The organism is Paraburkholderia sp. FW306-02-B, assembly GCF_058782725.1.
This window is the reverse complement of sequence record NZ_JBYSXZ010000001.1, coordinates 1466835-1490719: the sequence shown is the minus strand read 5'-3', so window position 1 is coordinate 1490719 and position 23885 is coordinate 1466835. Positions and strand designations below refer to the sequence as shown.

The window sequence follows — 23885 nt, the reverse complement described above, 5'->3', positions numbered from 1 at the left end:
CGTCGTCGCTCGCCGTGGTCTTGAACGAGCACTGAGCACGGGGAACTCCAAAGTACGCCTCTGACAAAATTGAGCCGCTCCGGCACCGATGACCGGAAGCCGGAGCAGCCGACCGACTGGACAGACTGCGGGTGAATCACAAACATCAAAGACTTCAGAAGCGGTACGTTGCACCGACCTGGAAGAAGCGGCCGATGTTGGTATAAAGCGACTGGTCGTAGCCCGTGATATCCGGGGTGGCCTGCCACTCGACGTCGAACGGCGGTTTGCGATCGAAGATGTTGTTGATGCCGCCGTAGATCGTCCAGTTCTTGAAGCCGCGATACGTGGCCATCAGGTTGAACTGGCTGTACGACGCCACCGACAGCGTGCCGCCGTCGCCAAACTCGGACGCCACCGCATTGGTGTACGGGCCGGTGTACTGCCACGTCAGCGTGGTGGTCAGCTTGCGGTAATCCCAGGAGAGGCTGGTGTTACCCTTCCAGCGCGGATTGGACGCACCGAACGGCTGCAGCAGCGCGAGGTTGTTGCCGGCGAAGTCCTGCGTCGGCGCACCGGGGCTGTTCAACTTGAAGTGCCACACGTAGACCCAATCGCCTGCCAGCGTGAACGTGCCGTACTTCGTACCGACCGACTTGCGGAAGTTCATGTCGAAGCCGTCGGTGTCAAGCGAACCGAGGTTGATGAACTGTTCCTTGATGTAGGCCACCGTGCCGTCAGGATTGCGGATCACGGTCGACGGGTTGTTCGCATCGATCACCGCGTTCGGATCGTTCGTGCCGATCACGCCGTCGATGTGAATCTTGTAGAACGCCGCACCGATATCCGTCGACGAATCCGGCGAGAGCTGGAAGCCGATGTTGTAGTTCTTCGTATGCTCAGGCTGCAGCGCCGGATTGCCGTTGACCTGTTCCGTTGTGAAGTGCTTGGTCGGCACGCCGCTCGGGTCGTTCGGGTCCACCAGGTTCTGGTGGGCCAGATACGTTGCCTGCGAGTTCTCGACCAGCGTCGGAGCACGGAAGCCACGGCTATACGATGCGAAAGTCGTGAGAGCCTGCACCGGCTGGAAGCGCAATGCGAAGCTCGGCGAGAACGCACCACCGAAGTCGCTGTAGTGGTCGTAACGGCCCGCCTGCGTGAACGTCAGGTTCCGGATGATCGGAATATCGACCTGATAATAGACGGCGGCCACGTTGCGCTCGCCGTCGACAGTCTGCACGTTGGCCGGCGCGGTAATCCCAAGCGCGCTATAAGTGCGCGAGTTGATCACGTTGCTTTCGTGACGGAATTCCGTACCGAAACCGACACCGACCGGGCCACCCGGCAGATTGAACAGGTTGCCCGTCGAGGCTTTGGCCGTGACGCTGTCGAGCTTCGAGATCGCCTGCTCGTAGTCGTTCTGGAACACACCGTTCAAACCGTTCGGCGTGGCCGACGGGTTCGAGAAGTTGAACACGCCGTTCTGCAGAATGTTCTCGAGGCCTGCAACATTCAGCGCGTTGCCGTAGGTCGTGTCGACCGTGCTCTGCGAATGGCCGTAATCCGCTGACCAATCCCAGTCGCCGAACCTGGCGGTGGTGAACGAGCCCTTCACACCGGTCATCGCACGCCAGAACGTCGACACCGTATCCGCCGACACGGTGTTCGGGAACGTGTAGTTGATCGGCGTCGGCACGCCGAACGGATTGTACGGGTTGGTGCCCGAGACCGTGCGCGACAGCGGCAACGCCGAACCAGTGGCCGGGTTGAACGCATTGGTCTGGCTGCTCAGCACCGCCGGACCTGCGTTCTGCACGGTTTCGTTGCGACTCACCCAGAGGTCGGCGTAAGCCTGCACATCGTCGTTGATCTTGAACGTACCGCGCACTTTCGCGTTCAGGCGCGTGATCGCCGGCACGAGCGAGGTCTGGCTCGCGGGATTCGACTTACACTCCGCGCCGCCGTCCGCCGACACGCTACCGGGAGGGCATGGGCTGAGTGCTACCTTGCTGCCGTCGGGTGCGGTCCAGTACGACTGTTGATTCGGGCCGAGCGGGCCCGCGAGGCCGCCAGCGAACTGGCTGAAGTCCTGGTTCGCCGTCATGGCGCGATCGGCGAGCGAGGAGCCGGTGTCGCGGTAGTAGCTCGCTGCAGCCGTCACGTTGAAACGGTCGCCATTCAGATCGCCGATACCGCCGAGCACGCTGAAGTTGCCCTGCGCGTCGCCCGGATGCTGCGCCTTGCCGAGCTGGCCATCGACCTGCAAGCCCTGGAAGTCCTTCTTCGTGATGATATTGACAACGCCTGCAATTGCATCCGAACCATACACCGAGACCGCACCGGTCTTCACGATGTCGATGTGGTCGATCATGTTGAGCGGGATCGAATTCACGTCGAAGAACGTGTCGGTGAAGTTCACCGCCTTGCCGTAATTCGCCACCCGTTGCCCGTCCACCAGCACTAGCGTGTACTTCTCGCTCAGACCGCGCAATGCAATGCCGCCACCGCCTTGCGCGGAGCTGTTCATCGTCGTTTGGCCCCAGCTGCTCCCCGAGTTCGCGGACGTGCCGCGCAGGAAATCGGCCACGGTCGTATAACCGCTTTGCTGGATTTCCTTGGGCGTGATGGTCTGGACTTCCGTGTTGCCGACCTTGTCCGACGTGCGGATTAGCGAGCCGGTCACTTCAAATTTCTTAAGTTGCTGAACCCCTTTTCCCGCAGGCGTCGCGGTGTTGTTGTCCGCGGACGGCGTTGCAGCGGTGCCCGATGCGGGAGCCGCAGCCGCTGCCGGCGTGCTTTCCGTTGTCGTCGCGCCTGCTGCGGTTCCTGTCGTGGCCGGCTGGCTTTGCGCAAACGCCGGTACGGCGATTGCGGCCGACAACGCCAGTTCAGCCCAGATTATTCTTTTGATGGCCAGTGCCAATGCCCGTTGTTTCATTTTTCCCCTTCTCGCTCGTCAGTAAGGCCACAGCTGTGTGTGAAGAGAGGTCTTGTGAACCTCTCCACTCGATATACGGCGATCTTGCGCCGCGCTCCGTTAAAGCCGCCCCGCACCTTTCCGCCTCACAAGCCGGCCACGAAATGCCGGCATTGCAAATGCATCCATATAGACAGGACACTTCAAATAACTCAATATCGGACTACTTATTTATTACAAACGAAATGCGCAGCGCTTTCTAATTGTTTTTACTTTCACTACCACGAGTGATGGAGCGAGCAACGTCCTCCCACCCGATCAATCTGCAACCTACCATTAAGTAATGCTTACAAATATCGAGCGACTGCTTTCAACGAAAGCACGGAGCAAAGGCAGCTAAAACAATCTTGGCGTGCCCACCCACACGACCACCGCTTCTTCGCGGGCCGTATTGGCCCAGGCGTGAGGCACGGTGGACTCGTAATGCGCGGTGTCACCTGCCTGCAATACGAACGTTGTACCTTCTAACGTGAGCGATATCTGACCGCTCATCACATACAAAAACTCTTCCCCTGCATGCGTCGTGACTTCCGACGGGTTCTGCCCCACCGGCATCCTGACGAGAATGACTTCCAGCTTGCTGCCGACCGACAGATTCGTCAGCCGTCCAAAAAGATTCGCGGTCCCGTCAAATCCGAAGTACTTCAGCTCATTCCCTCTACGCACCGACTTGTCTTCGGTCGGCGTGTCGACGAAGTACTGCACCGTGACACCTAAAGCTCGAGCAATGCCGACTAGCGATGTAATCGAAGGCGTTGCGTGCCCCCGTTCTACCTGCGACAAAAAGGGCTTGGAAATTCCCGCAGTTGTTGCCACTTCGTCCAGCGTGCGCTTGAGCCGTTGGCGAAGCGCGCGGATTTTGCTTCCTATAGAAACTGCGACCTGTGCCTTGTTATCGAGTGGCAAAACCATAGCAAGACAGAATCCCGTAGTCAAAATTAGTTTGATAAAACTAAACTATGTTTCATTGAGTGCAACGTCCTCCTTAAAACTCGCTCGATATGCCTGGTCAGTTGCCGCCATGAGTGACTCGATCAATGCGATGTCCGGGAGGCTTTCACACTTGCCGCAAACCGGACGATGGTTGCGCACGCAACCAGGCCCGGCCATTGGTGACGGCCGCTGCTCCATACGGCGAACATGCGCCTCCCGGCTCAATGTCCGGATACCCTGGATGCACTTCGCCGGGTGGGACATATCAGGAACAGGATGCCGTTACTTCGACGCCACCAGCACCCACAAACGGGCGAGGTCGGCCGAACCGTCGGTGCCCTTCACCGCGCGGAAGGTTTGCACTGCACGAGCTTTTTCGCCTGCGATGTAGTACGCCTCGCCGAGATGCAGTTGCGCCTGGTCCGGGTGATCGACTCCCCCCTTCGCGATCGCTGCGTCCATTGCCGTAAGACCTTGCTTGGTCTGACCGGCGAAGACCTGGTTGAAGCCGACATCGACAGGTGCGACGGGGTTCGCTGGATCGGCCGGCGCTTGCGCCCGTTTCGCGGCGAGCGCCTGCAGCCGCTTCTCGCGATCCGACTGCGCATCGTGCCCCAGAACGCCTGACGTAAAGCCCTGATCGATAACCTGTTTGCCTTCGGCCGTGGTACCGGCCACGATCGCGAGCTGAGTCATCTCCATGTAATCGTCGGCGGTGGTGAGCGAGCCGGTCGCACGGCGCAGCCGGTACGTGTCGATATCGAGCGCCGACGAATAGCCAGGCTTGCTGCGGATCGCGGTGAACAGATCGTCCCAGTAAGACTGCTTCGGATGATAGGCGACCAGCTTTTCGAGCGTGCTGCGGTAGGTCGCGTCATCTTTCACGCGTTGCGCGCAAGTGCCGAGCAATTGCAGTTGCGATTCGTCGGGTGCGTGACCGGCACGCACTTGCGCATCGACGCTCGGCTTAAGCAGGCTCACGACGTTGCCGCAATCGTTTGACAGGTAGTAAGACTGCACAAGCAAAGTCCGCATGTCGGGATCGCTGCCGCCCGATTTCAGATAGCGCTGCGCGACCTTCGCTGCCTGTGCGTAGTTTTTCTGCTGGAAGTAGATGCCTGCGAGCGCCGCGGTGGTGCGCTGCTCGTCAGCGCCGCTCAAGCGTCCGGAACCCAGCAAGGTTTCGTAGGCTTGGGCAGCTACGCCGGATTCGCCGGCTGCCGCAGCAGCAGCGCCGCGCATCTCCTGGACCATGTAGCTTTCATAGGACGTTTTGCCCGCCACGGCATCCGCCTGATCGATCTTCGTCAACGCATCCTTGTACTTGTGCGCGCGATACAGATCCTGCGCGGCGTTCAGCGGCTTCGCCACATCCGGCCGCAAGGTGTCGGCGGCATGAGACGTGACCGGCAGCACGACGAGCGCAGACAGCCCTCCGACAGCGGCCGCAATGACGGCGCGCCTGAACCGTTGATGGATCGTTAGCATTCCACTTCCCTATTGCATGTACTGCTCGTTGCCGATCAGGCCGATTTTCGTCGCGCCCAGTCGTTGCGCGGACGCCATCACCTCCGCGACGTCTTTGTACGGCACCAGCTTGTTAGGCCGCAGATGGATTTCCGCCTGGACTGGTTCGGCCGCCACCTGGGCCAGCCTTGATTCGAGCGCCGCCCGGTTCGGCACAGGCTGGCCATTCCAGGTCGTGGTGCCGTCGAAGTCGATATCGATCTGCACCACTTCCGGCTGCGTGATCGGCGGCGGCGGATTGCCGACCGGCAAGTTCATCTTGATGGCATGCGTCTGGATCGGAATCGTGATAATCAACATGATCAGCAACACCAGCATCACGTCGATCAGCGGCGTGGTGTTGATATCGACCATCACATCCGGTTCAGAACTGCTACCGCCCGAAGATACGTTCATCCCCATAATCGTCTCCTGTCGATCGGACTTGGCGCTTTAGCGCTTAGTCCGATCCCATGCAAAGCCGTCGACCAGAGTTGGCGCTTTAGTGCTTACTCTGGTCCCATGCAAAGCTGTCGGCCAGAGTTGGCGCTTTAGCGCTTACTCTGGTCCCATGCAAAGCTGTCGGCCAGAGTTGGCGCTTTAGCGCTTACTCTGGTCCCATGCAAAGCTGTCGGCCAGAGTTGGCGCTTTAGCGCTTACTCTGGTCCCATGCAAAGCTAGCCGCCGCGCGCGGGCGGCTCAGTGATAAATGAAACCTTGGCGATACCGGCGCGTTCGCACTCGGTAATGACCCGGCCGATGAATTCGTACCGTGCGTTCTGGTCACCGCGAACGTGCACTTCCGGTTGCGGCGTCATGACCGACACGGTTTTCAGGCGTGCCAGCAGCGTAGGCGCATCGACCTGCTTCTCGTTCCAGAAGAAATCGCCGTCGCGGTTGACCGCGATGACGATACTTTTGGGCGTCGTTTGCAGCGGCTGGATCGTCTCCTTCGGCAGTTGCACCGGCACCGTATGCGTCACCACCGGAATCGTGATCAGAAAGATGATCAGCAGGACCAGCATCACATCGACGAGCGGCGTGGTGTTGATACTGGAGATGACCTCGTCGTTATCTTCCTGCCCAACGCTCATAGCCATGACGGACTCCGCTTATTGGGCCAGCGATGCTTCGCGGGCGGCGGCGCGTGCCGGGCGACGGCTGCCTGCGAGCAACACGGTGTGCAGTTGCGCGCCGAAGGCCCGAACACGCTCCATCACCGACTTGTTGCGGCGAACCAGGAAGTTATAGCCGAGCACGGCCGGCACCGCCACGGCGAGACCGATCGCGGTCATGATCAGCGCCTCGCCGACCGGACCCGCGACCTTGTCGATCGAGGCCTGGCCGGCGATACCGATTGCCGTCAGTGCGTGATAAATCCCCCAGACCGTACCGAACAGACCGACAAACGGCGCTGTCGAGCCGACCGTGCCGAGGAAAGCCAGACCGTCTTGCAGACGATTCGACACGTTGGTGATCGCGCGCTCGACCGAGGTATCGATCCACGTATTGCGGTCGACGGCCTCGAGCAATGCTTCGTCATGATGTTCGCCTGCTTCGATGGCCGTTTCGGCGATGAAGCGGAACGGCGACGATTCGTCAAGCCGCTTCGCGCCTTCGCTCAGCGACGGTGCGGTCCACAGTTGCTCGTCGGCGCTCTTCGCGCGGCGGTTCGCGCGGAATTGCTCGAAGAACTTGGTGATCATGATGTACCAGCTGCCCATCGACATGAGCACCAGCAGAATCAGCACGAAGCGCGCGACGAAGTCACCGTTCTTCCAGAGTGCGCCGAGCCCGTACGGGTTATTGACGGTTTCGGACGTGGCCGGAGCCGGCGGCGGCACCGCTTCGTCCGCGGCCGAGCCGGCCGTTTGCGGCGCAGCGGTGGCCGGGGCAACTGCCGACGCGGTGGCGTCGCTAGCTTGAGCATGGGCCATTTGCGGTGCAACAAAGGTATCCACCGTGGTTACGGCGATCAACATGCTTGCCGCCAATGCGGCGAGAGTACGCTTCTTCATGCCTGCTCCAAGTTCATTAGTACAACTTCTAAACTAAGACTGATAAATCGCTACCGGTACCGAACAGCCTGTGGATTCAGTTCAAGTTGAACGAGAACGGAACTTGCACACGGACAGCCTGGCCTTGGGAAACGCACGTGAACTGCTTGACCGCGTTGAACGCTGCGCGATCGAGTGAGGAATCGTCCGCAGACTTCGCAACGCGTTCATTCGTAATATGGCCCTGCGCGTCGACTACGAATTCAATCAGCACATCACCCGTCACGTTGTTTTCCTGCGCTTCCTTCGGGTAACGGATCGACGAACGGATCTGATCCGAGTTCGGGCACACCACCCCTACTTCGGCGCTCACGGGCTTGGCCGGCGCCGGAGGTGCCGGCGGTGCGGGCGGCGCCACGGCAGGTGCCGACACGACCGGTGCGGCCTGGTGCGTGATGGTCGGCTGCGGCGGCGTCTGCACCTGCACTTCCGGTGGCGGCACGAACGGCGGCGGCGGCGGTGCGAACTTCGGCGGCGGCAATTGCACGGTCGGCAATGGCGGCGGCGGAGGCGGCTTTACCGGCTCGATGATTTTCGTTTCGATCGGATGCTGGATGACCTGCACGACCTTGGTGGCGAGGCCATTGATGAGCGCGTAAATTAACACTACGTGCAGGAGCAGAACGACTGCGATACCGCCGAAGCGGCGTACGGGGTTTTGCTGCTTACGCCCAAACTCGCGCGGGCGTCCTGGCCTCTCTATCCGGGCCACTGCTGCCGGAAATTGCCCTTCAACTTTCGTACCCACCTTTACTCCTCCGGCGTGAACCGTCCATTTCTGTCACTGCAGCGCGCTTACATACCGCAAACAACGTTCACTTCAGTCAATCATGGCCATCGATTGCATTTTTTATTTGCAGTCCAAAATTTATGCTTCATTGCCCAACTGAGATTCGATGACACATACAGACCCTGACGCAGCGCGTCGGCTCGTCGCACGCCACGGAATATCGATCTAGGTAGAAGTACTAATAGATCGAATTCGACTCCGTCATTTCCGCTTTCATGTGTGCAGCAGATAACCTGATCGAGGTGCGCCGCGGCTTGCGAGCCGTTCTGCGTCAAGGTCAGCTGCGTTTCATGGGAGGCAACGATAGCAGGACAAAAAATCCGCGGTCAAACTTTTTTTGATGACGGCATACTAAGTTTAGAGCGATAGCTCTAATTAGTGCCCCATTTACGTCGCTTTAGAAGAGTAGGCGCATATGGAACAGAGGTGAGCGCGTCTTTCTTGCACACGATAGCGCAGGAAAAAACCAATATTCCGGCGTTGCCGGCACACCCGGAACCATCCACAGAGCGCGGGGATTCGAAGACGAAAGGCCTGCCGGGCGGGCTTCCCGCAATGGTTGCAAGGCAACCGGGCGGATCGCAGACAGTAACCTGAGTTGATGATCGACCGTGACGAATGAACCCGAGGCCGGAGGCGAGAACATAGCAGAGGGAAAACCGCGTTCGAAAAATTTTTTTAGCGGTATTTACGACACTCTAAATCTGCATTTCAATTGCTTCTTTAACCTAATTACAAAGTCATTAATTAAAATTACATATTGCCGACGAACAGGATAATGCCCGGCAAACTGATAGCGATAGCCGCGTCAACGCTTTGACAGCCCTTGGAACGGCTGTGGCGCAAGCGAATCGTGCGCCTCACGTCTCCTGCACTTAGGCGAAAAGGAGCGGAGCGACTTCCGCTGCCCCGCTCCGCTATTCATCCGTTCGTTCCCTCGCTCGCCACCATTGCAACGCCGCTATGCGTTCGCGCCAGGACAGGCCGTAGCGCCGCGCCGGTGTGGCTATCGGCCACGCGAGAAAGTCCTTCGGGATCCGTAGCAGCCACTATTGTCCCGCCGCCGACACCACCTTCCGGACCCAGGTCGATGATCCAGTCCGCCTCTGCAATCACGTCGAGATCGTGCTCGATCACCACAACGCTATGGCCGCCGTCCGCGAGACGGTGCAGCACGCGAATCAGCTTTGCGACGTCCGCCATATGCAAACCGACGGTCGGTTCGTCCAGCACGTACAGCGTATGAGGCGGCTTCTGACCACGCCGCGTGATGTCGTCGCGCACTTTGCTCAATTCGGTGACCAACTTGATGCGCTGTGCTTCGCCGCCCGACAACGTAGGCGACGGCTGACCGAGCGTCAGATAGCCAAGTCCGACATCCTTCATCAATTGCAATGGATGTGCGATGTTGGAGATCGGCGCGAAGAACGCGACGGCCTCGTCGATTTCCATTGTCAGCACGTCGCCGATGTTCTTGCCGCGCCACGTGACCGCAAGCGTCTCCGGATTGAAACGTTGACCGTGGCAAACGTCGCACGGCACTTTCACGTCGGGCAGGAAACTCATGCCGATGGTGCGCACGCCTTGCCCTTCGCAGGCGGGACAGCGGCCTTCACCGGTGTTGAACGAGAAACGCGACGCCGTATAGCCACGCGCGCGCGCTTCGAGCGTACCGGCGAACAGCTTGCGGATCGCATCCCACACGCCGATGTAGGTCGCCGGACACGAGCGCGGTGTTTTGCCGATTGGGGTCTGGTCGACTTCGAGCACACGGTCGATGGTTTCCCAGCCGGTGACCGCATCACATCCCTGCCATGCGTGCGTGACATTGAGCGGTGCACGCGGCGCGGTACGCGCCAATACGCTAGCGCGCCGGTTCGCCGCCGGTTGCTCCTGAGCCGCCGCAGCGCGCGCACGCCGCGTAGCTGGCGACGACAGCACCGAGCGCCCGACCGCATCCAGCAGATTGGCCATCAACACATCGCGCGCGAGCGTCGACTTGCCCGAACCGCTCACACCCGTCACCGCGACCAGCCGCGATAGCGGAATGCCGACCGTCACGTTGCGCAGGTTGTGCAGCTTGCCGCCATGCACCGTCAGCCAGTTCTCCGGCACGGCTGCTGCGCGTTTGGTCGGCGCGACCACCTTGCGGCGCGGCTGCAACGGATGCACGATCGGCTGCGCGAGAAACTGCCCGGTCAGCGAATCGGGCCGCGCCGACAGATCGGCAACAGTGCCTTGTGCGACGAGCGTACCGCCGCGCTTGCCCGCACCCGGCCCGATATCGATGATGTGATCGGCACGCCGAATGGTGTCTTCGTCGTGTTCGACCACCACCAGCGTATTGCCCTTCTCGCCCAGCTTGCGCAATGCGTTCAACAAAATCTGGTTGTCACGCGGATGCAAGCCGATGGTGGGTTCGTCCAGCACATAACACACGCCTTGCAGGTTGCTGCCCAGTTGCGCGGCGAGCCGGATGCGCTGCGCTTCGCCACCCGACAAGCTCGGCGCCGCACGATCGAGACTCAGATAGCCGAGCCCGACTTCCTCGAGGAACTGCAGGCGGCTGCCGATTTCGCTGACCACATCGCGTGCGATCTCCGCATCGCGGCCGGTCATCTCCAACGTGTCGATCCAGGCGCGCGTATCGGACACGGTCCATTGCGCGACGTCGACGATCGCGTGCGCGTCGAACGTGACCGCGCGCGCGGTCGGATTCAGACGCGTGCCGGCACAGTCGGGACACGGTTCGTCGACGAGACCTTCCGGCTCCTGCTCCTCCGACGGCAAGCTTTGCTCGCGGCCGCGATTGTCGTCGACGATCACGGTGTCGTCGTACGCCGCGCGTTGTTCGCGCGTCAGCGCGAGGCCCGTGCCGACGCAGGTCGTACACCAGCCGTGCTTGCTGTTGTACGAGAACATGCGCGGGTCGAGCTCGGGATAACTGGTGCCGCATACCGGACACGCGCGTTTGGTGGACAGCACCTTCACGGCACCGAGCGTGGCTGTAGGATGGCCGCCGCTGATCGCGTCGTGCAAGCCGTCGAGCGGCGCGAGCAGATGCATCAACCCCTTGCCGATTTCGAGCGTTTCGTCGAGCGCGCGGCGCAGTTCGGTTTCGTTATCCGGCGAAACGACGATGTCGGCCACCGGCAACTCGATCGTGTGCTCGCGAAAGCGATCGAGCTTCGGCCACGGGTCAACCGGCACGAACTCGCCGTCCACGCGCAGATGCGTATTGCCGCGCGCTTTCGCCCATTTCGCGAGGTCGGTATAGACGCCTTTGCGGTTCACGACCAGCGGCGCGAGGAAGCCGACGTGCTCGCCTTTGTGATCCCGCAACAATTGCGCGGCAATCGATTCGACGCTCTGCGACGTGACCGGCGTGCCGTCGTGAATGCAATGCTGCAGACCGAGCTTCACATACAGCAGGCGCAGGAAGTGCCACACTTCCGACGTGGTCGCCACCGTACTCTTGCGGCCACCGCGCGATAAACGCTGCTCGATCGCGACGGTGGGCGGAATGCCGTACACCGCGTCCACTTCGGGGCGCCCGGCCGGCTGCACGATCGACCGTGCGTAGGCGTTCAGCGATTCGAGGTAACGGCGCTGCCCTTCGTGGAACAGAATGTCGAAGGCCAGCGTGGATTTGCCCGAACCGGACACGCCGGTGATCACGTTGAACTTGCCGTGCGGGATATCGACGTCGAGCGCCTTCAGATTGTGCTCGCGCGCATTGACGATGCGCACCACGTCCTCGCCTTCGATCGCCCGGCGCGCACGCGCCGCGCTCAGCGCCTTTTGCAGCGGAATGCCTTGCGACGAGGGTTCGGCCGCAGCGCTCATCGCACGATCGTATTGCAGCAGTGCCTCGCCGGTGTGCGATTCGGTGCAACGTTTGACGTCTTCCGGCGTACCCGCGCACAGTACCCGGCCGCCGCCGTCCCCGCCTTCAGGGCCGAGATCGATCAGCCAGTCGGCCGCGCGGATCACGTCGAGATTGTGCTCGATCACGATCAGCGAATGGCCGCTCGCGAGCAGCTTGCCGAAAGCCTGCATCAGCTTGGCGATGTCGTCGAAATGCAGGCCGGTGGTCGGCTCGTCGAACATGAAAAGACGTTTCGCAATGGCCTGTTTTGCACTGCGCGCGGTAGGTGCCTGCGCCGATTCCGCGAGGAAACCGGCGAGCTTGAGCCGTTGCGCCTCGCCGCCGGATAGCGTGGGCACCGGCTGGCCGAGCTTCACGTATTCAAGACCCACGTCGACGATCGGTTGCAGCACGCGCAATACTTCGGCATCCTCCGCGAAGTATGCGGTGGCTTGGCTCACCGTCAATTCCAGCACGTCGGCAATGCTCAACGCGCGCGCCGGCTCGTCGCGCCCGATTTTCACTTCGAGCAATTCGGCGCGATAACGGCGCCCATCGCAATCCGGACAGCGCAAATACACGTCGCTCAGGAACTGCATTTCGATGTGCTCGAAGCCCGAGCCGCCGCAAGTCGGGCAACGTCCGTCGCCCGAGTTGAAGCTGAACATGCCGGGGCCGTAACCGCGTTGTTTCGCGAGCGGCGCCTTGGCGAACAGCTTGCGGATTTCGTCGAATGCGCCGACGTAACTCGCCGGATTCGAGCGCGCGGTCTTGCCGATCGGCGACTGGTCGACGAATACGACGTCTGTGACCTGGTCTGCGCCCGTCAGGCTCCTGAACGCACCGGGCGACTCGGTGGCGAGACCGAAGTGCCGCGCCATGGCCGGATACAAAACGTCTTGCAGCAAGGTGGATTTGCCCGAACCCGACACGCCCGTCACGCAGACGAGGCGTTGCAACGGGATTTCGACAGTGACATCGCGCAGATTGTGTTGGGTCGCGCCTTCGAGCACGATGCGCGGCGTGCTTGCGTCCACCGGACGCTGCAACCAGTGTGCCGCGTCCGCCACATGCCGGCGCCCGCCGAGGTACTCGCCGGTCAGCGTGCCGGACGAACGGATTGCCTCGGGCGCACCGTCGTAAATGATCGTGCCGCCGCGTTCGCCCGGCCCGGGGCCCATGTCGATCAGGCGGTCAGCCGCGAGCATCACCGACGGATCGTGCTCGACCACCACCAGCGTATTGCCCGCGTCACGCAGCCGATGCATCGCTTCGACGATCCGGTTCAGATCGCGCGGATGCAGGCCGATGCTCGGCTCGTCGAGCACGAACAGCGTTTTGGTCAGCGACGTGCCGAGCGCCGTGGTGAGGTTGATCCGCTGCACCTCGCCGCCCGACAGCGTGCGGCTTTGCCGGTCGAGCGTCAGATAACCCAGGCCTACGTCGCACAGATATTTGAGGCGTGTACGCACTTCGGCGAGCAGCAGCTTGAGGGCGTCGTCGAGCAATGCGCTCGGCAGGCTGATCCCGTCGAAGAAACGCCGGATGCGCTCGATCGGCAGCAGCATCAGATCGTGCACGGTCAGACCCGGCAACGCCTCGAGTTGCGCGCGCTGCCAGTCGACGCCGCGTGGCATGAAGCGCCGCTCGGGCGCGAGCACCCCGTCGGCATTCGCTTGGCTGCCGAGGCGCCACAACAGCGATTCCGTTTTCAGACGCGCGCCGCCGCAGGTTTCGCACGGCGTATAGCTGCGGTACTTCGACAGCAGCACGCGAATGTGCATCTTGTACGCTTTCGATTCGAGATATTCGAAGAAGCGTTTGACGCCGTACCAATGGCTTTGCCACTTGCCGTTCCAGTCGGGCGAACCGTTGATGACCCAGTCGCGCTCGGCGTCCGTCAGTTCGCCCCACGGCGTGCCGCGCCGGATATCGGCTTTCGCGGCATAGCGCATCAGATCGTCCTGACACTCCTTCCAGGCCGGCGTTTGCATCGGCTTGATCGCGCCTTCGCTCAGGGTCTTGCGCGCGTCAGGGATCACCAGACCCAGATCGACGCCGATCACCCGGCCGAAACCGCGGCAGACTTCGCACGCGCCGTACGCCGAGTTGAACGAGAACAGCGCCGGCTGCGGGTCGGCGTAACGCAGGTCGCTTTCGGGGTTGTGCAGACCGGTGGAAAAACGCCAGATTTGCGGCTCGGCCGCATTCGTTTGAGGCGGCGCTTCCGGCGCTTCCGACGTAGGAGGCAGCACGTAGATGTTGACGCGGCCGCCGCCGCGTTTGAGCGACGCCTCGATCGCTTCGACCACCCGCTGTTTGTCGACCTGACGCAAGCGGAAGCGGTCGGCCACCACGTCGAGCAGCTTGCGCTTGCCGGTGGGCGAATCGACTTCGCGCTGCGCCTGCACGCGCGTGTAGCCGCTCGCGGACAACCATTGCTCGACTTCCTGCTCGGACGCGGACTCCGGCAACTCGACCGGAAACGTGACCACCAGCCGCGGATCGTGCTCCGCGGCGCGCGCCTGCAGGTCGGCGTAAATCGTCTCCGGCGTGTCGTGGCGCACCTGCTGCGCGGTCTTGCGATCGAACAGCTCGGCCGCCCGCGCGTAGAGCAACTTGAGGTGGTCATTGAGCTCGGTCATCGTGCCGACCGTGGAGCGCGAGCTGCGCACCGGATTGGTCTGGTCGATCGCGATGGCGGGCGGTACGCCGTCGACACGGTCGACTTGCGGGCGGTCCATGCGGTCGAGAAACTGCCGGGCGTAAGCGCTGAAGGTTTCGACGTAGCGCCGCTGCCCTTCCGCGTACAGCGTGTCGAACACGAGGCTCGACTTACCGGAACCGGAGGGGCCGGTGACGACCGTCATTTCGCCGGTTCGCACGTCGAGATCGACGTTCTTCAGGTTGTGCTGACGCGCGCCGCGAATCTTGATAATGCCGTTAGATGCCAATTTATCCGACCGTCTGAATGAGTGGGCCACCTCTCACGGACGCCTCGCGACCGCGCAAGTTCGGGGCACCCCGGCCGGCGGGACGACACGCCAAAGGCCAGGTTGCAGCGGGATACTATACTGTATATTTATACAGTTTTCCATGACACGACGCGGTGGCGCTGCCGTACCGGTTCGGGCAATGACGGGCGACGCTGGACACAACCGGTCGGCAAGGGTTGTGCCGGTTCGAAAAGTTGGCGTAGAGCCGTGGGAAATGGTTGTCTGCGCAGGGGATCGAGGGACGCCATAGGCCGCCTGGCCAGGTGACGCAATCGAACGCGCCACCAACCGAAGTGCGGCGCAAGCCTGATCTAGCCGTAAACGCTCGCCACGCTGAACCTGTCCATCGCCGAAACTGCCGAATCGGCCGGAGCATCGGCCGACTCATCTGCCGCCCTGCTCCCGCCCAGCGCACTGGCCACGCAGCGTCTCGCCAGCACGTCGGTCGGATCGACCAGCCGCACCACCAGTCCGCCGGGCCGCGCCAGCGTCGAGCCGCGCAGCAGCAGCGGCAGTTCGGTGCAGCCCAGCACGATCACCTGCACGCCTTGGGCGACCAGATCGTCGACCGCCGCGGCGACGTCGTCGCTGCACTCGCCCGACGTATGACCGGCCTTGGCGCCATTGCGCCCGTAGATCGCGTTCATCAGCCGCGCCTGTGCCGCCGCGGCCGGCGCGATCTGCACGAGGCCGCGCGCTTCGAGCGCCTTCTCGTAGACGCGGCTTGCGAGTGTGCCCGAAGTCGCCAGCATGCCGACTTCGCGCAGGCTCGGGAACGATTCGCGCAGATAATCGACGGTACAGCTCAGCATATTGACGATCGGAATGTTCAGCGAAGGCTGGATCCGTTCGACAAACGCATGCGCGGTATTGCACGGAATCGCGATGATGTCGGCGCCGCCCTCTTCGAGCGTCCTGCAGGCCGCATAAAGGGCGAGCGTCGGATCGTCGCCGTTACCGAGCAGGGATTCGGTGCGATCCGGAATCTGCGGATTCTGCTCGACCATGATCTTGATGTGATCCTGATCGCGCCCAGCTGGGGTGTTGCGCACCAGCTTCGCCATGAAATCGACGGTCGCCGCCGGCCCGACGCCACCCAGCACGCCCACCTTGAAACGCCGCTGCGGCGGCGGGAATTGCGCCGCCGCGACGTAGCGCGCGTAGACCAGATTGGCGTCGACCAGCGGCACGTCCAGCGTTCCGAGCGCGCGCGCGACCATGGCGATTTCGGCGAGCCCGGGCAGAATGATTTGCGCGCCTTGCGCCACGAGATCCGCGCAGGCGGCACGCAGCAACTCCACTGGCCGGCCGTAGAGACAGCCGCTTTTGATGCCGTCGTTGCCAGACACCGCGCTTGTGACGCAATCCACGCCTTGCTCGTTGCGCGGATGCAGCACGTCGAACTGCGCGGCGTCGAAATAGCGCTCGAAGAGACCGTTGCAGCGTATGTAATCGGTGGTCAGTACACCGATGCGCCGGACTGACGGGAAGGTTTGCCGCACGTGGATCGAAAGCGCCGTCATGATGTCGGCAATCGGGAGGGACACGTTCGCTGTCAGTTCGTCGATGAAGGTATGACTGAGAAAGCACGGCAATACGATTGCATCGACTCCGCGTTTTTCGAATGCGCGGATAGTGTCGAATACGTGGATTTTGAATGCGGCGTTCACTGCGGTGATTGAAGCCTGGCCGTGCCATGCGTGCTGCTCGAGCACGAGGTCGAATCGCTCCGCGGTGCGAGATCGGCGCTGGATGGCGGTCATCTTGCTCAGTACGTCAGCGCTCGCCAGCGGCGCCGCACCGGTCACTATGCCCAGCGAACGATAGCGTTGCATAGATGACTCCCGTCGGTTCAGTTGGCTTTGATATTAGGTCGCTTTTGCGCAGTTTAGGACGACATTATGGGTGTGTTGGATTACATGGGGTTAACGTTGATTTTTGCCTTTGGCGGCGGCACTGTCTGTCTGCCTGCCTGCGGCGTTGGCCTTTCGTTGATTTGTTTGTCTTGCGTAGCGCTGTCGGTTGTGCGCCTGCGGTGGTGGCCTTTTCTTGCTTTGTTATTGGTTTATTAGCGTTCCCCCTGTGCGGGGGGCACCTACTTTTCTTTGCCTGCCGCAAAGAAAAGTAGGCAAAAGAAAGCGGCTCAAACCGCTAGATCTTAAGCGGGTCCCCTGGCTTGGAGGAGGTAGTGGAACATCTGGAATTGGTGCTCTCGCACATTCAGCTTGAGTGACAAGGCAGTCATTCTTCCCACCTCGCACTGCGTGCTCGCCGGAACGGTCTGCCAGGCAAACCAGTGGTTTCGTTTTTGGTTTGGTGGGGCCATCGGCTTCGCCTCGGCGAGGCATGGGGGACTCGATGGCGAGTCACCGCGCCGAACCAGGCACCGGCGCCCAAACCGCCGGGCGATTCGATGAAGTACCGCGTCGGCGCGCGCTGCGCCGCCGGAAGCATGACGGCCTTGTCACCCGCGCGGAGTGTGCGAGAACACCAATTCCAGATGCTCCACTGCCTCCTCCAAGCCAGGGGACCCGCTTCAAAGCTAGCGGTTCGAGCCGCTTTCTTTGCTTACTTTCTTTGCGGCGGCAAAGAAAGTAAGTGCCTGCCCCGCACAGGGGCGACGCTAATAGACCACTAACAAATCAAGGAAAGGCCAACGCCGTAAGCACACACCCATAGCGCCGCGAAGGCAAAAAAATCAAACAACCTCAACTACACCCCTAGCAGCGCCACCCTTTCGGCGCTCCAACACCCCGATACAAAAAAGCGAAACTCCAGCCAGAAAACTATAAAACACAGCCAACGGCCACCACGCCCCCGGATACCGATGCGCGAGCAAAGTCCCAATCAAGGGAGTCAAACCACCAGCGAGCGCGGCACAAACCTGATAAGACAAAGAAATAGCCGAATACCTCACTCTCACCGCGAACGCGGTAGACATAAACCCAGCCATGACGGCATAAGAACTGGACATGCACATCACCGCCAGCGCAATCCCCACCACAATGGCCACCGGCCGCCCGGTCGACACCAACGCAAACATCGGATAAGGCGAAAGCATCGCCAACGCCGCGGCGCCCTTCAAAAACCGCCCGGTCCCAATCCGTTGCGCAAACCACCCCGAACCCAGTTGCGTGAACAACTGAATGAACGCCACCACGAACAAACAATCGAGAATCAACGAACGATCGAGCCCAAGCGTCTGCGTCGTGTAATTCAGCATGAATGTATTGACGAACCACGCACCCGCCACGCCGATCACGTTCGCACCGAGGCACAACAACAACGTGCGCCACGCGTCACGCACAACCTCGGCGACGGGCAACGCAGCCACGCGCCGTTGCTCCTTGAGCACCTTGAATTCAGGCGATTCGTCGACGCCCACGCGAATCAGCAGGCCGACGATCAACAACACCGCACTGGCAAGAAACGGCAAACGCCAGCCCCAAGTGAGAAACGCGTCCCTATCCATCGACGCAACCGCGCGAAACGCAAGCAACGACAGAATCAACCCCGCCGGACTGCCAAGCTGTGCGAACGAAGCAAAGAAAGTGCGCCGGCCCTGCGGCGCATGTTCGCTTGCCATCAGCACCGCGCCACCCCACTCGCCGCCAATCGCGATGCCCTGCGCGATGCGCAGCAACACCAACAGCACAGGCGCCCATACACCGGCGCTCGCATAGGTCGGCAGAAAACCAATCCCGACCGTGCCGACGCCCATGATCGCCAGCGTGGCAACGAGCGCCTTCTTGCGGCCGATGCGGTCGCCGAGATGACCGAACACGAGACCGCCGAACGGCCGCGCGAAAAATCCCACCGCAAAGGTGCCGAATGAAGCCAGCGTGCCAAAAAACGGATCGCCGCCCGGAAAGAACAGCTTGCCGAATATCAGGGCGGACGCGGTGGCGTAGATGTAAAAGTCGTACCACTCGATCGTGGTGCCCACAAATGCCGCGGCGGCGGCGCGAGTGGGTTGCCTGCCTGCGGTGTGATTGTCTGGCTCGCGGTTCATGTCTCTGTCTCCAAGGTCGTTCTTCTGAATGGCGCGGCTTCTGCGTGCCGTCACCGGATAACTGCATGCGGGCTACGCCTTGAGCACACCCGCTTCGAACAAACGCTGCTGGGTCGCGGCGTCGATGCCCAGCGTGTCGAGCACCGCGCGTGTGTCGCCGCCCAGCGTCGGCGGCGCGCTGCGATATGTGGCAGGCGTACGCGACAGTTTGATCGGCGACGCGGTGCCGCGATACTCGCCCATCTCGACCACCATGCGGCGATGCAGCGTATGCGGATGCCGCGCGACGACATCGACGGTTTGCACCGGCCCGCACGGCACACCCGCATTGATCAGCGCGTGCGCGAGCGGCTCGCAATCGTGCGCTGCGAGCAGGCTTTCGAGCGCGGCCTTCAGCGGCTCGCGATGGGCACAACGGCTGCGGTTATCGACATAGCGCGGATCGTCGGCCAGTTCCGGCGCGCCGAGATGCGCGCACAGGCGCGCGAACTGCCGGTCGTTGCCGACGGCGAGAAAGATCGGCGCGGTTGCGGTGCGATAACTGTCGTAAGGCGTGATGTTCGGATGCGCGTTGCCGCTGCGCTGCGGCGTGCGGCCCGAGCCGAAATAGTTCGGCAGGTGCGGATGTAATAGCGACACGCCACAGTCGTACAGCGCGATATCGACCGACTGGCCGCGCCCGCTCTTCGTGCGCTCGGCCAGCGCCAGCAGAATGCCGGCGAGCGCATTCAAGCCAGTGACCATATCGACGACCGGCAAGCCGACCCGCGTGGCCGGCCCGTCGCGTTCGCCGTTCACGCTCATCAAGCCGGTCATCGCCTGAATCGCGGCGTCGTAGCCGGGCAAGCCGCCGAGCGGGCCGTCAGCACCGAAGCCCGACACGGCACAATGAACCAGCCTCGGGAAACGCTCGCGCAAATCGCGCTCGCAATCCATCCCCCAGCGAGCCAGCGTGCCAGGCTTGAAGTTTTCGACCAGCACGTCGGCGTCTTCGAGCAGTTTCCACAGAATGTCGCGGCCTTCGTCGCATGACAGATCGACAGCAATGCCCTGCTTGTTGCGATTCACGCCCGCGAAATACCACGCGGTGTCGCCGTAAAAGGGCGGCCCCCAACCGCGCGTTTCATCGCCGCCCGGCGGCTCCAGCTTGATCACCTGTGCGCCGTGATCGGCCAGCGCCTGCGTGCAATACGGACCACCGAGCACGCGGCTCAGATCGACGACCTTGATGCCTTGCAATGCGCCTGAGGTGACATGACTGGCGTGGATGGCACGCTCGCTCATTGCGCACTCCCCGCCGGCAGAAGTTGCAACGCCTGATCGAGCGTGACGTTGCGCGCGTTGACCAGTGCATCGACCACGCTGCTTTCGTCCGACGACGTCTGCATGTCGAGCGGATCGAATGGCAACAGCTTATGCCGCAACACCAGATGACCGAGCGCGAGACGCCGGTAATCAGGGGCGAGACGCACGCCTTCGCACGCCATCAGTACCGCGGTGCTCGCGTGATACAACGCGGTGCCGGCCTGGCGGACCGATTCGTCACGCCCCGACTCAGCCACGCTCGCCAGGGCATCGCAAGCGCGCATCAAGGTCGAGCGAAGCAGCGCGAGACTCGCTGCCGGCAATCCCGCCGCGCCGAGCAGATCCTGCAAATACGCGCGCAGCGGCTCGAGCGCACCGTCGCGTTTCGCGGCGCGCGCGATGTCGAGCGCGACGATGTTGCTGGTGCCCTCCCAGATCGAGCCGAGATGTGCATCGCGCACGAGGCGCGCGTCGCTCCATTCTTCAATGTAGCCGGTGCCGCCGCGCACTTCCATGGCGTCGCCGGTAACGCGCCGCGCATCGCGGCAGGCGCGGAATTTGATCAGCGGCGTCAGGATGCGCACGCATTTCGCTGCCTGCCGATCGCCGCCGTCGGCCTTCGCGAGCAGCAAGGCGATCTGCATGAACATCGACCGTGCCTGTTCGGCGGGCAGCATCATTTTGATCAATTGCCGCTGCATCAACGGCATATCGATCAGCTTGCGGCCGAACGCTTCGCGGTTGCGCGAGATGTGCAGCGCTTCGGTCAGCGCACGACGCATCAGACCGGCCGCGCGCACGCCGTTCGACAGACGCGACATGTTGATCATGTCGGCCATCTGATGAAAACCGCGCCCTACTTCGCCGATCAGATACGCCACCGCGCCTTCCAGCACGATCTCGCCGCTCGCCATCGAACGGCTGCCGAGCTTGTCCTTCAGGCGCACGATTCGATAACTGTTGCGCGAGCCGTCCGGCAAGGACTTCGGCAACAGGAACAACGCAAGGCCGTTAATGCCTGACGGCGCGTCGTCAGGACGCGCGAGCACCATCGCGAGATCGGCATCGGCGTTCGAGCAGAACCATTTGTCGCCGTACAGACGCCACGTCTGCCCGCCGTTCGCGTCGGTTTCGAGGGCAGCGCGCGTCGCGATGCGGGCGACGTCCGAGCCTGCCGCCTGCTCCGTCATGAACATCGCGCCTTGAAATAGCGTGTCGAAATCGCGCGACGCCAGCATTGGCAGAAAACGCGCGACCAGTTCAGACGCGCCGAATTTGCGCAGCGTGCGCGTGAGCGAGTCTGTCATGCTGACCGGGCAGCAGAGACCGAATTCCGCCTGCACGAACAGGAACGTCAGTGCGTATTTCACCAGCGGCGGCGGCGCTTTTTTGCCCTCACTGGTGTCATGACTCATCGACGCCAAACCCAATTCCGCGTACGCGACACGCTCCAGCGCGACGTAATCGGGATGTTTGTCGATGCTTTGCAGCGCTTCGCCGCGCCGCGTGCGATGCCGCAATTGCGGCGGATTCCTGTCGGCGGAGAGCGCCCAGACGTCGAGTTCGTCCGACGCCCGCTGGCCCAGCGCGATGAGTTGGCTTTCGAGTTCCTGATACAGCTCGTCGCCGAGATGCAGTTTGAGCAGACGGGCGAAGTCCGGGTCGCTGGTAAAGAAGTTGATGCCCCGGCTGTCGGGAATATTGGACGCGCCGGGTGCCGGCTGCGCTGTGATTTCGCTCATGCGTGTCTCCTTTGTGGAAGGAGCATAGAAGCGACTTCGATAATCGTCTAATACAACTTATATCCGGTACGATAGACGTTACTTATCGATGGAAGAACCGGAGACAGTTGTGGACCTGAAGCAATTGCGCTATTTCGTGGCGGTCGCCGAGGAGTTGCACTTCGGCCGTGCGGCCAAGCGGCTGTTCATATCGCAGCCGGCGTTGAGTTTCGACATCCGCAAGTTCGAGGAGCAACTTGGCGTGCAATTGCTGACGCGCACCAACAAGACGGTCGCGTTGACGAACGCCGGGCAGGTGTTGCTTGGCGAAGCGCACCGGCTGTTATTGCAGGCTGGCGAAGCGGAACGCATCACGGTGCGCTCGGCGCATGGGCTCGCTGGGCGTCTGCGGATCGGCTTTGTGAATTCGATGTTGTATCGCGGTATGCCGCAGGCCGTGAGCCGGTTCGAGGCTGACTATCCGAGTGTCGAGATCGTGTTGAAGGAGATGAACACCAGCGAGCAGGTGCATGCGATTCAGCGGATGCAGATCGATATGGGATGTGCGCATTGGGGCAATTTTCCTTCTGATGTGATTTCGACGCCGATTTTTTCTGAGCCTTTTTTGTGTTGCCTGCCGGTGGATCATCCGCTGGCGCGGCAGCGCAAGATCGATTTGCGCGGGTTGGCGCAGGAGCCGTTTATTCTGTTTCCGCGCACGGTGTCGCCGCATTATCACGATTTGATCATCGCGCAGTGCGTGGGGGCCGGGTTTAGTCCGTTGATTCGCCATGAGGCGCGGTTGTGGCAGACCGTTGTCACGATGGTCGGGTTTGGAATGGGGGTGGCGTTGGTGCCGTTTACCTTACGGCAGGTGCAGGACCCACGGGTCTGTTTTTTGCCCCTGCGGGGGGAGACGCTGCTTTCGCAGGTTTTGCTCCTGCGGGGTGCTGGCGACTCGGAGCCTGTCGCGGATCGGTTTGTTGAGTATCTTGAGAGCGCTACTGTGAAGTTTAATAAGTGATTTCTTTGCCTGCGCGGCGCTATGGTTGTGCGCTTACGGCGGTGGGTTTTTCTTTTTGCCTTTTGCGGTGGTATTTGGCTGTTTGCCTGCGGCGGTGGCCTTTCTTTTCTTTTTGGTTTATTAGCGTTCCCCCTGTGCGGGGGGGCACCTACTTTTCTTTGCCTGCCGCAAAGAAAAGTAGGCAAAAGAAAGCGGCTCAAACCGCTAGCTTTGAAGCGGGTCCCCTGGCTTGGAGGAGGCAGTGGAACATCTGGAGTCTGTGTCCTCGCACACTTCGCCCTAGTGACAAGGCAGTCATACTTCCGACGGCGCTGCGCGCGCCGACGCGGTACTTCATCAAACCGCCTGCCAATTGTGCGTCAACGTTTTGCCTGGCGCGGTGGCTCACCCTTGCGTCTCCCATGCTTCGCCGAAGCGCTCGCGTTTTGCCCGGCGCGGTGGCCCGCCGTTGCATCACCAATCCTCACTGTCGTACCGGCTCTTCGCTCCGTGTGATGGCCCGCACTCGCACATTCGTGCACTTCGCCGAGGCGAAGCCGATGGCCCCCACCGCGCACAAACGAAACCTCTGGTTTCCCTTGCCGACCGTTCCGGCGAGCACGCAGTGCGAGGCGGGAAGAATGATGCCGGTGCCGCCTATCTGCTATTGGTGTTGAGAAGTACCGCGACGGCGCGCGCAGCGCCACCGGAAGGATGACTGCCTTGTCATCGGCGCGG

General features: G+C 61.7%; 13 protein-coding genes. 1 reads left to right on the top strand and 12 read right to left on the bottom strand.

The features are described from left to right. Positions 1 to 154 precede the first annotated feature (154 nt). From AC3WOG_RS06560 to AC3WOG_RS06505, 12 genes are all read right to left on the bottom strand, one after another. Positions 155 to 2917, bottom strand: coding sequence for a TonB-dependent receptor plug domain-containing protein (locus tag AC3WOG_RS06560; protein ID WP_492577223.1), 2763 nt, complete (start codon positions 2915 to 2917; stop codon positions 155 to 157). 375 nt (positions 2918 to 3292) lie between these two features. After that, positions 3293 to 3868, bottom strand: coding sequence for a helix-turn-helix domain-containing protein (locus AC3WOG_RS06555; protein WP_341312635.1), 576 nt, complete (start codon positions 3866 to 3868; stop codon positions 3293 to 3295). Positions 3869 to 4171: 303 nt separating this feature from the next. Then, positions 4172 to 5377, bottom strand: a complete 1206-nt coding sequence (locus AC3WOG_RS06550; protein WP_492577222.1) for a tetratricopeptide repeat protein — start codon at positions 5375 to 5377, stop codon at positions 4172 to 4174. A 9-nt stretch (positions 5378 to 5386) separates the two neighbouring features. Beyond that, entirely contained in the window at positions 5387 to 5818 is a 432-nt protein-coding gene (locus AC3WOG_RS06545; RefSeq protein WP_492577221.1) for an ExbD/TolR family protein, read from the bottom strand. Between the two features lie 254 nt (positions 5819 to 6072). Continuing rightward, positions 6073 to 6495, bottom strand: a complete 423-nt coding sequence (locus AC3WOG_RS06540) for an ExbD/TolR family protein (RefSeq protein WP_492577220.1) — start codon at positions 6493 to 6495, stop codon at positions 6073 to 6075. Positions 6496 to 6507: 12 nt separating this feature from the next. Then, positions 6508 to 7413, bottom strand: coding sequence for a MotA/TolQ/ExbB proton channel family protein (locus AC3WOG_RS06535; protein WP_492577219.1), 906 nt, complete (start codon positions 7411 to 7413; stop codon positions 6508 to 6510). Between the two features lie 76 nt (positions 7414 to 7489). Beyond that, positions 7490 to 8200: an energy transducer TonB gene (locus AC3WOG_RS06530; RefSeq protein ID WP_492577218.1), complete on the bottom strand. Its 711-nt coding sequence runs from the start codon at positions 8198 to 8200 to the stop codon at positions 7490 to 7492. A gap of 963 nt (positions 8201 to 9163) precedes the next feature. After that, positions 9164 to 15064: an excinuclease ABC subunit UvrA gene (gene uvrA, locus AC3WOG_RS06525; RefSeq protein ID WP_492577217.1), complete on the bottom strand. Its 5901-nt coding sequence runs from the start codon at positions 15062 to 15064 to the stop codon at positions 9164 to 9166. 353 nt (positions 15065 to 15417) lie between these two features. After that, positions 15418 to 16941: a cysteate racemase gene (cuyB, locus tag AC3WOG_RS06520; RefSeq protein WP_492577216.1), complete on the bottom strand. Its 1524-nt coding sequence runs from the start codon at positions 16939 to 16941 to the stop codon at positions 15418 to 15420. An 863-nt stretch (positions 16942 to 17804) separates the two neighbouring features. Then, on the bottom strand, positions 17805 to 19118 hold the full coding sequence (locus tag AC3WOG_RS06515) for an MFS transporter (RefSeq protein WP_492577215.1): 1314 nt from the start codon (positions 19116 to 19118) through the stop codon (positions 17805 to 17807). Between the two features lie 72 nt (positions 19119 to 19190). Further along, positions 19191 to 20402, bottom strand: a complete 1212-nt coding sequence (locus AC3WOG_RS06510; protein ID WP_492577214.1) for a CaiB/BaiF CoA transferase family protein — start codon at positions 20400 to 20402, stop codon at positions 19191 to 19193. After that, entirely contained in the window at positions 20399 to 22165 is a 1767-nt protein-coding gene (locus AC3WOG_RS06505; RefSeq protein WP_492577213.1) for an acyl-CoA dehydrogenase family protein, read from the bottom strand. The genes AC3WOG_RS06510 and AC3WOG_RS06505 overlap by 4 nt, the downstream gene beginning before the upstream one ends. A 109-nt stretch (positions 22166 to 22274) precedes the next feature. Between AC3WOG_RS06505 and AC3WOG_RS06500 the strand changes: the two genes are divergently transcribed. Next, a complete protein-coding gene (locus tag AC3WOG_RS06500) occupies positions 22275 to 23168 on the top strand; it encodes a LysR family transcriptional regulator (RefSeq protein ID WP_492577212.1) in 894 nt (297 codons plus the stop codon). Positions 23169 to 23885 lie beyond the last annotated feature (717 nt).

What these genes read in the sequence shown, in the direction of transcription:
- AC3WOG_RS06560 (WP_492577223.1), bottom strand. Translation starts at nt 2,917, where the DNA reads ATGAAACAACGGGCATTGGCACTGGCCATCAAAAGAATAATCTGGGCT.
- AC3WOG_RS06555 (WP_341312635.1), bottom strand. Translation starts at nt 3,868, where the DNA reads ATGGTTTTGCCACTCGATAACAAGGCACAGGTCGCAGTTTCTATAGGA.
- AC3WOG_RS06550 (WP_492577222.1), bottom strand. Translation starts at nt 5,377, where the DNA reads ATGCTAACGATCCATCAACGGTTCAGGCGCGCCGTCATTGCGGCCGCT.
- AC3WOG_RS06545 (WP_492577221.1), bottom strand. Translation starts at nt 5,818, where the DNA reads ATGGGGATGAACGTATCTTCGGGCGGTAGCAGTTCTGAACCGGATGTG.
- AC3WOG_RS06540 (WP_492577220.1), bottom strand. Translation starts at nt 6,495, where the DNA reads ATGGCTATGAGCGTTGGGCAGGAAGATAACGACGAGGTCATCTCCAGT.
- AC3WOG_RS06535 (WP_492577219.1), bottom strand. Translation starts at nt 7,413, where the DNA reads ATGAAGAAGCGTACTCTCGCCGCATTGGCGGCAAGCATGTTGATCGCC.
- cuyB (WP_492577216.1), bottom strand. Translation starts at nt 16,941, where the DNA reads ATGCAACGCTATCGTTCGCTGGGCATAGTGACCGGTGCGGCGCCGCTG.
- AC3WOG_RS06515 (WP_492577215.1), bottom strand. Translation starts at nt 19,118, where the DNA reads ATGAACCGCGAGCCAGACAATCACACCGCAGGCAGGCAACCCACTCGC.
- AC3WOG_RS06510 (WP_492577214.1), bottom strand. Translation starts at nt 20,402, where the DNA reads ATGAGCGAGCGTGCCATCCACGCCAGTCATGTCACCTCAGGCGCATTG.
- AC3WOG_RS06505 (WP_492577213.1), bottom strand. Translation starts at nt 22,165, where the DNA reads ATGAGCGAAATCACAGCGCAGCCGGCACCCGGCGCGTCCAATATTCCC.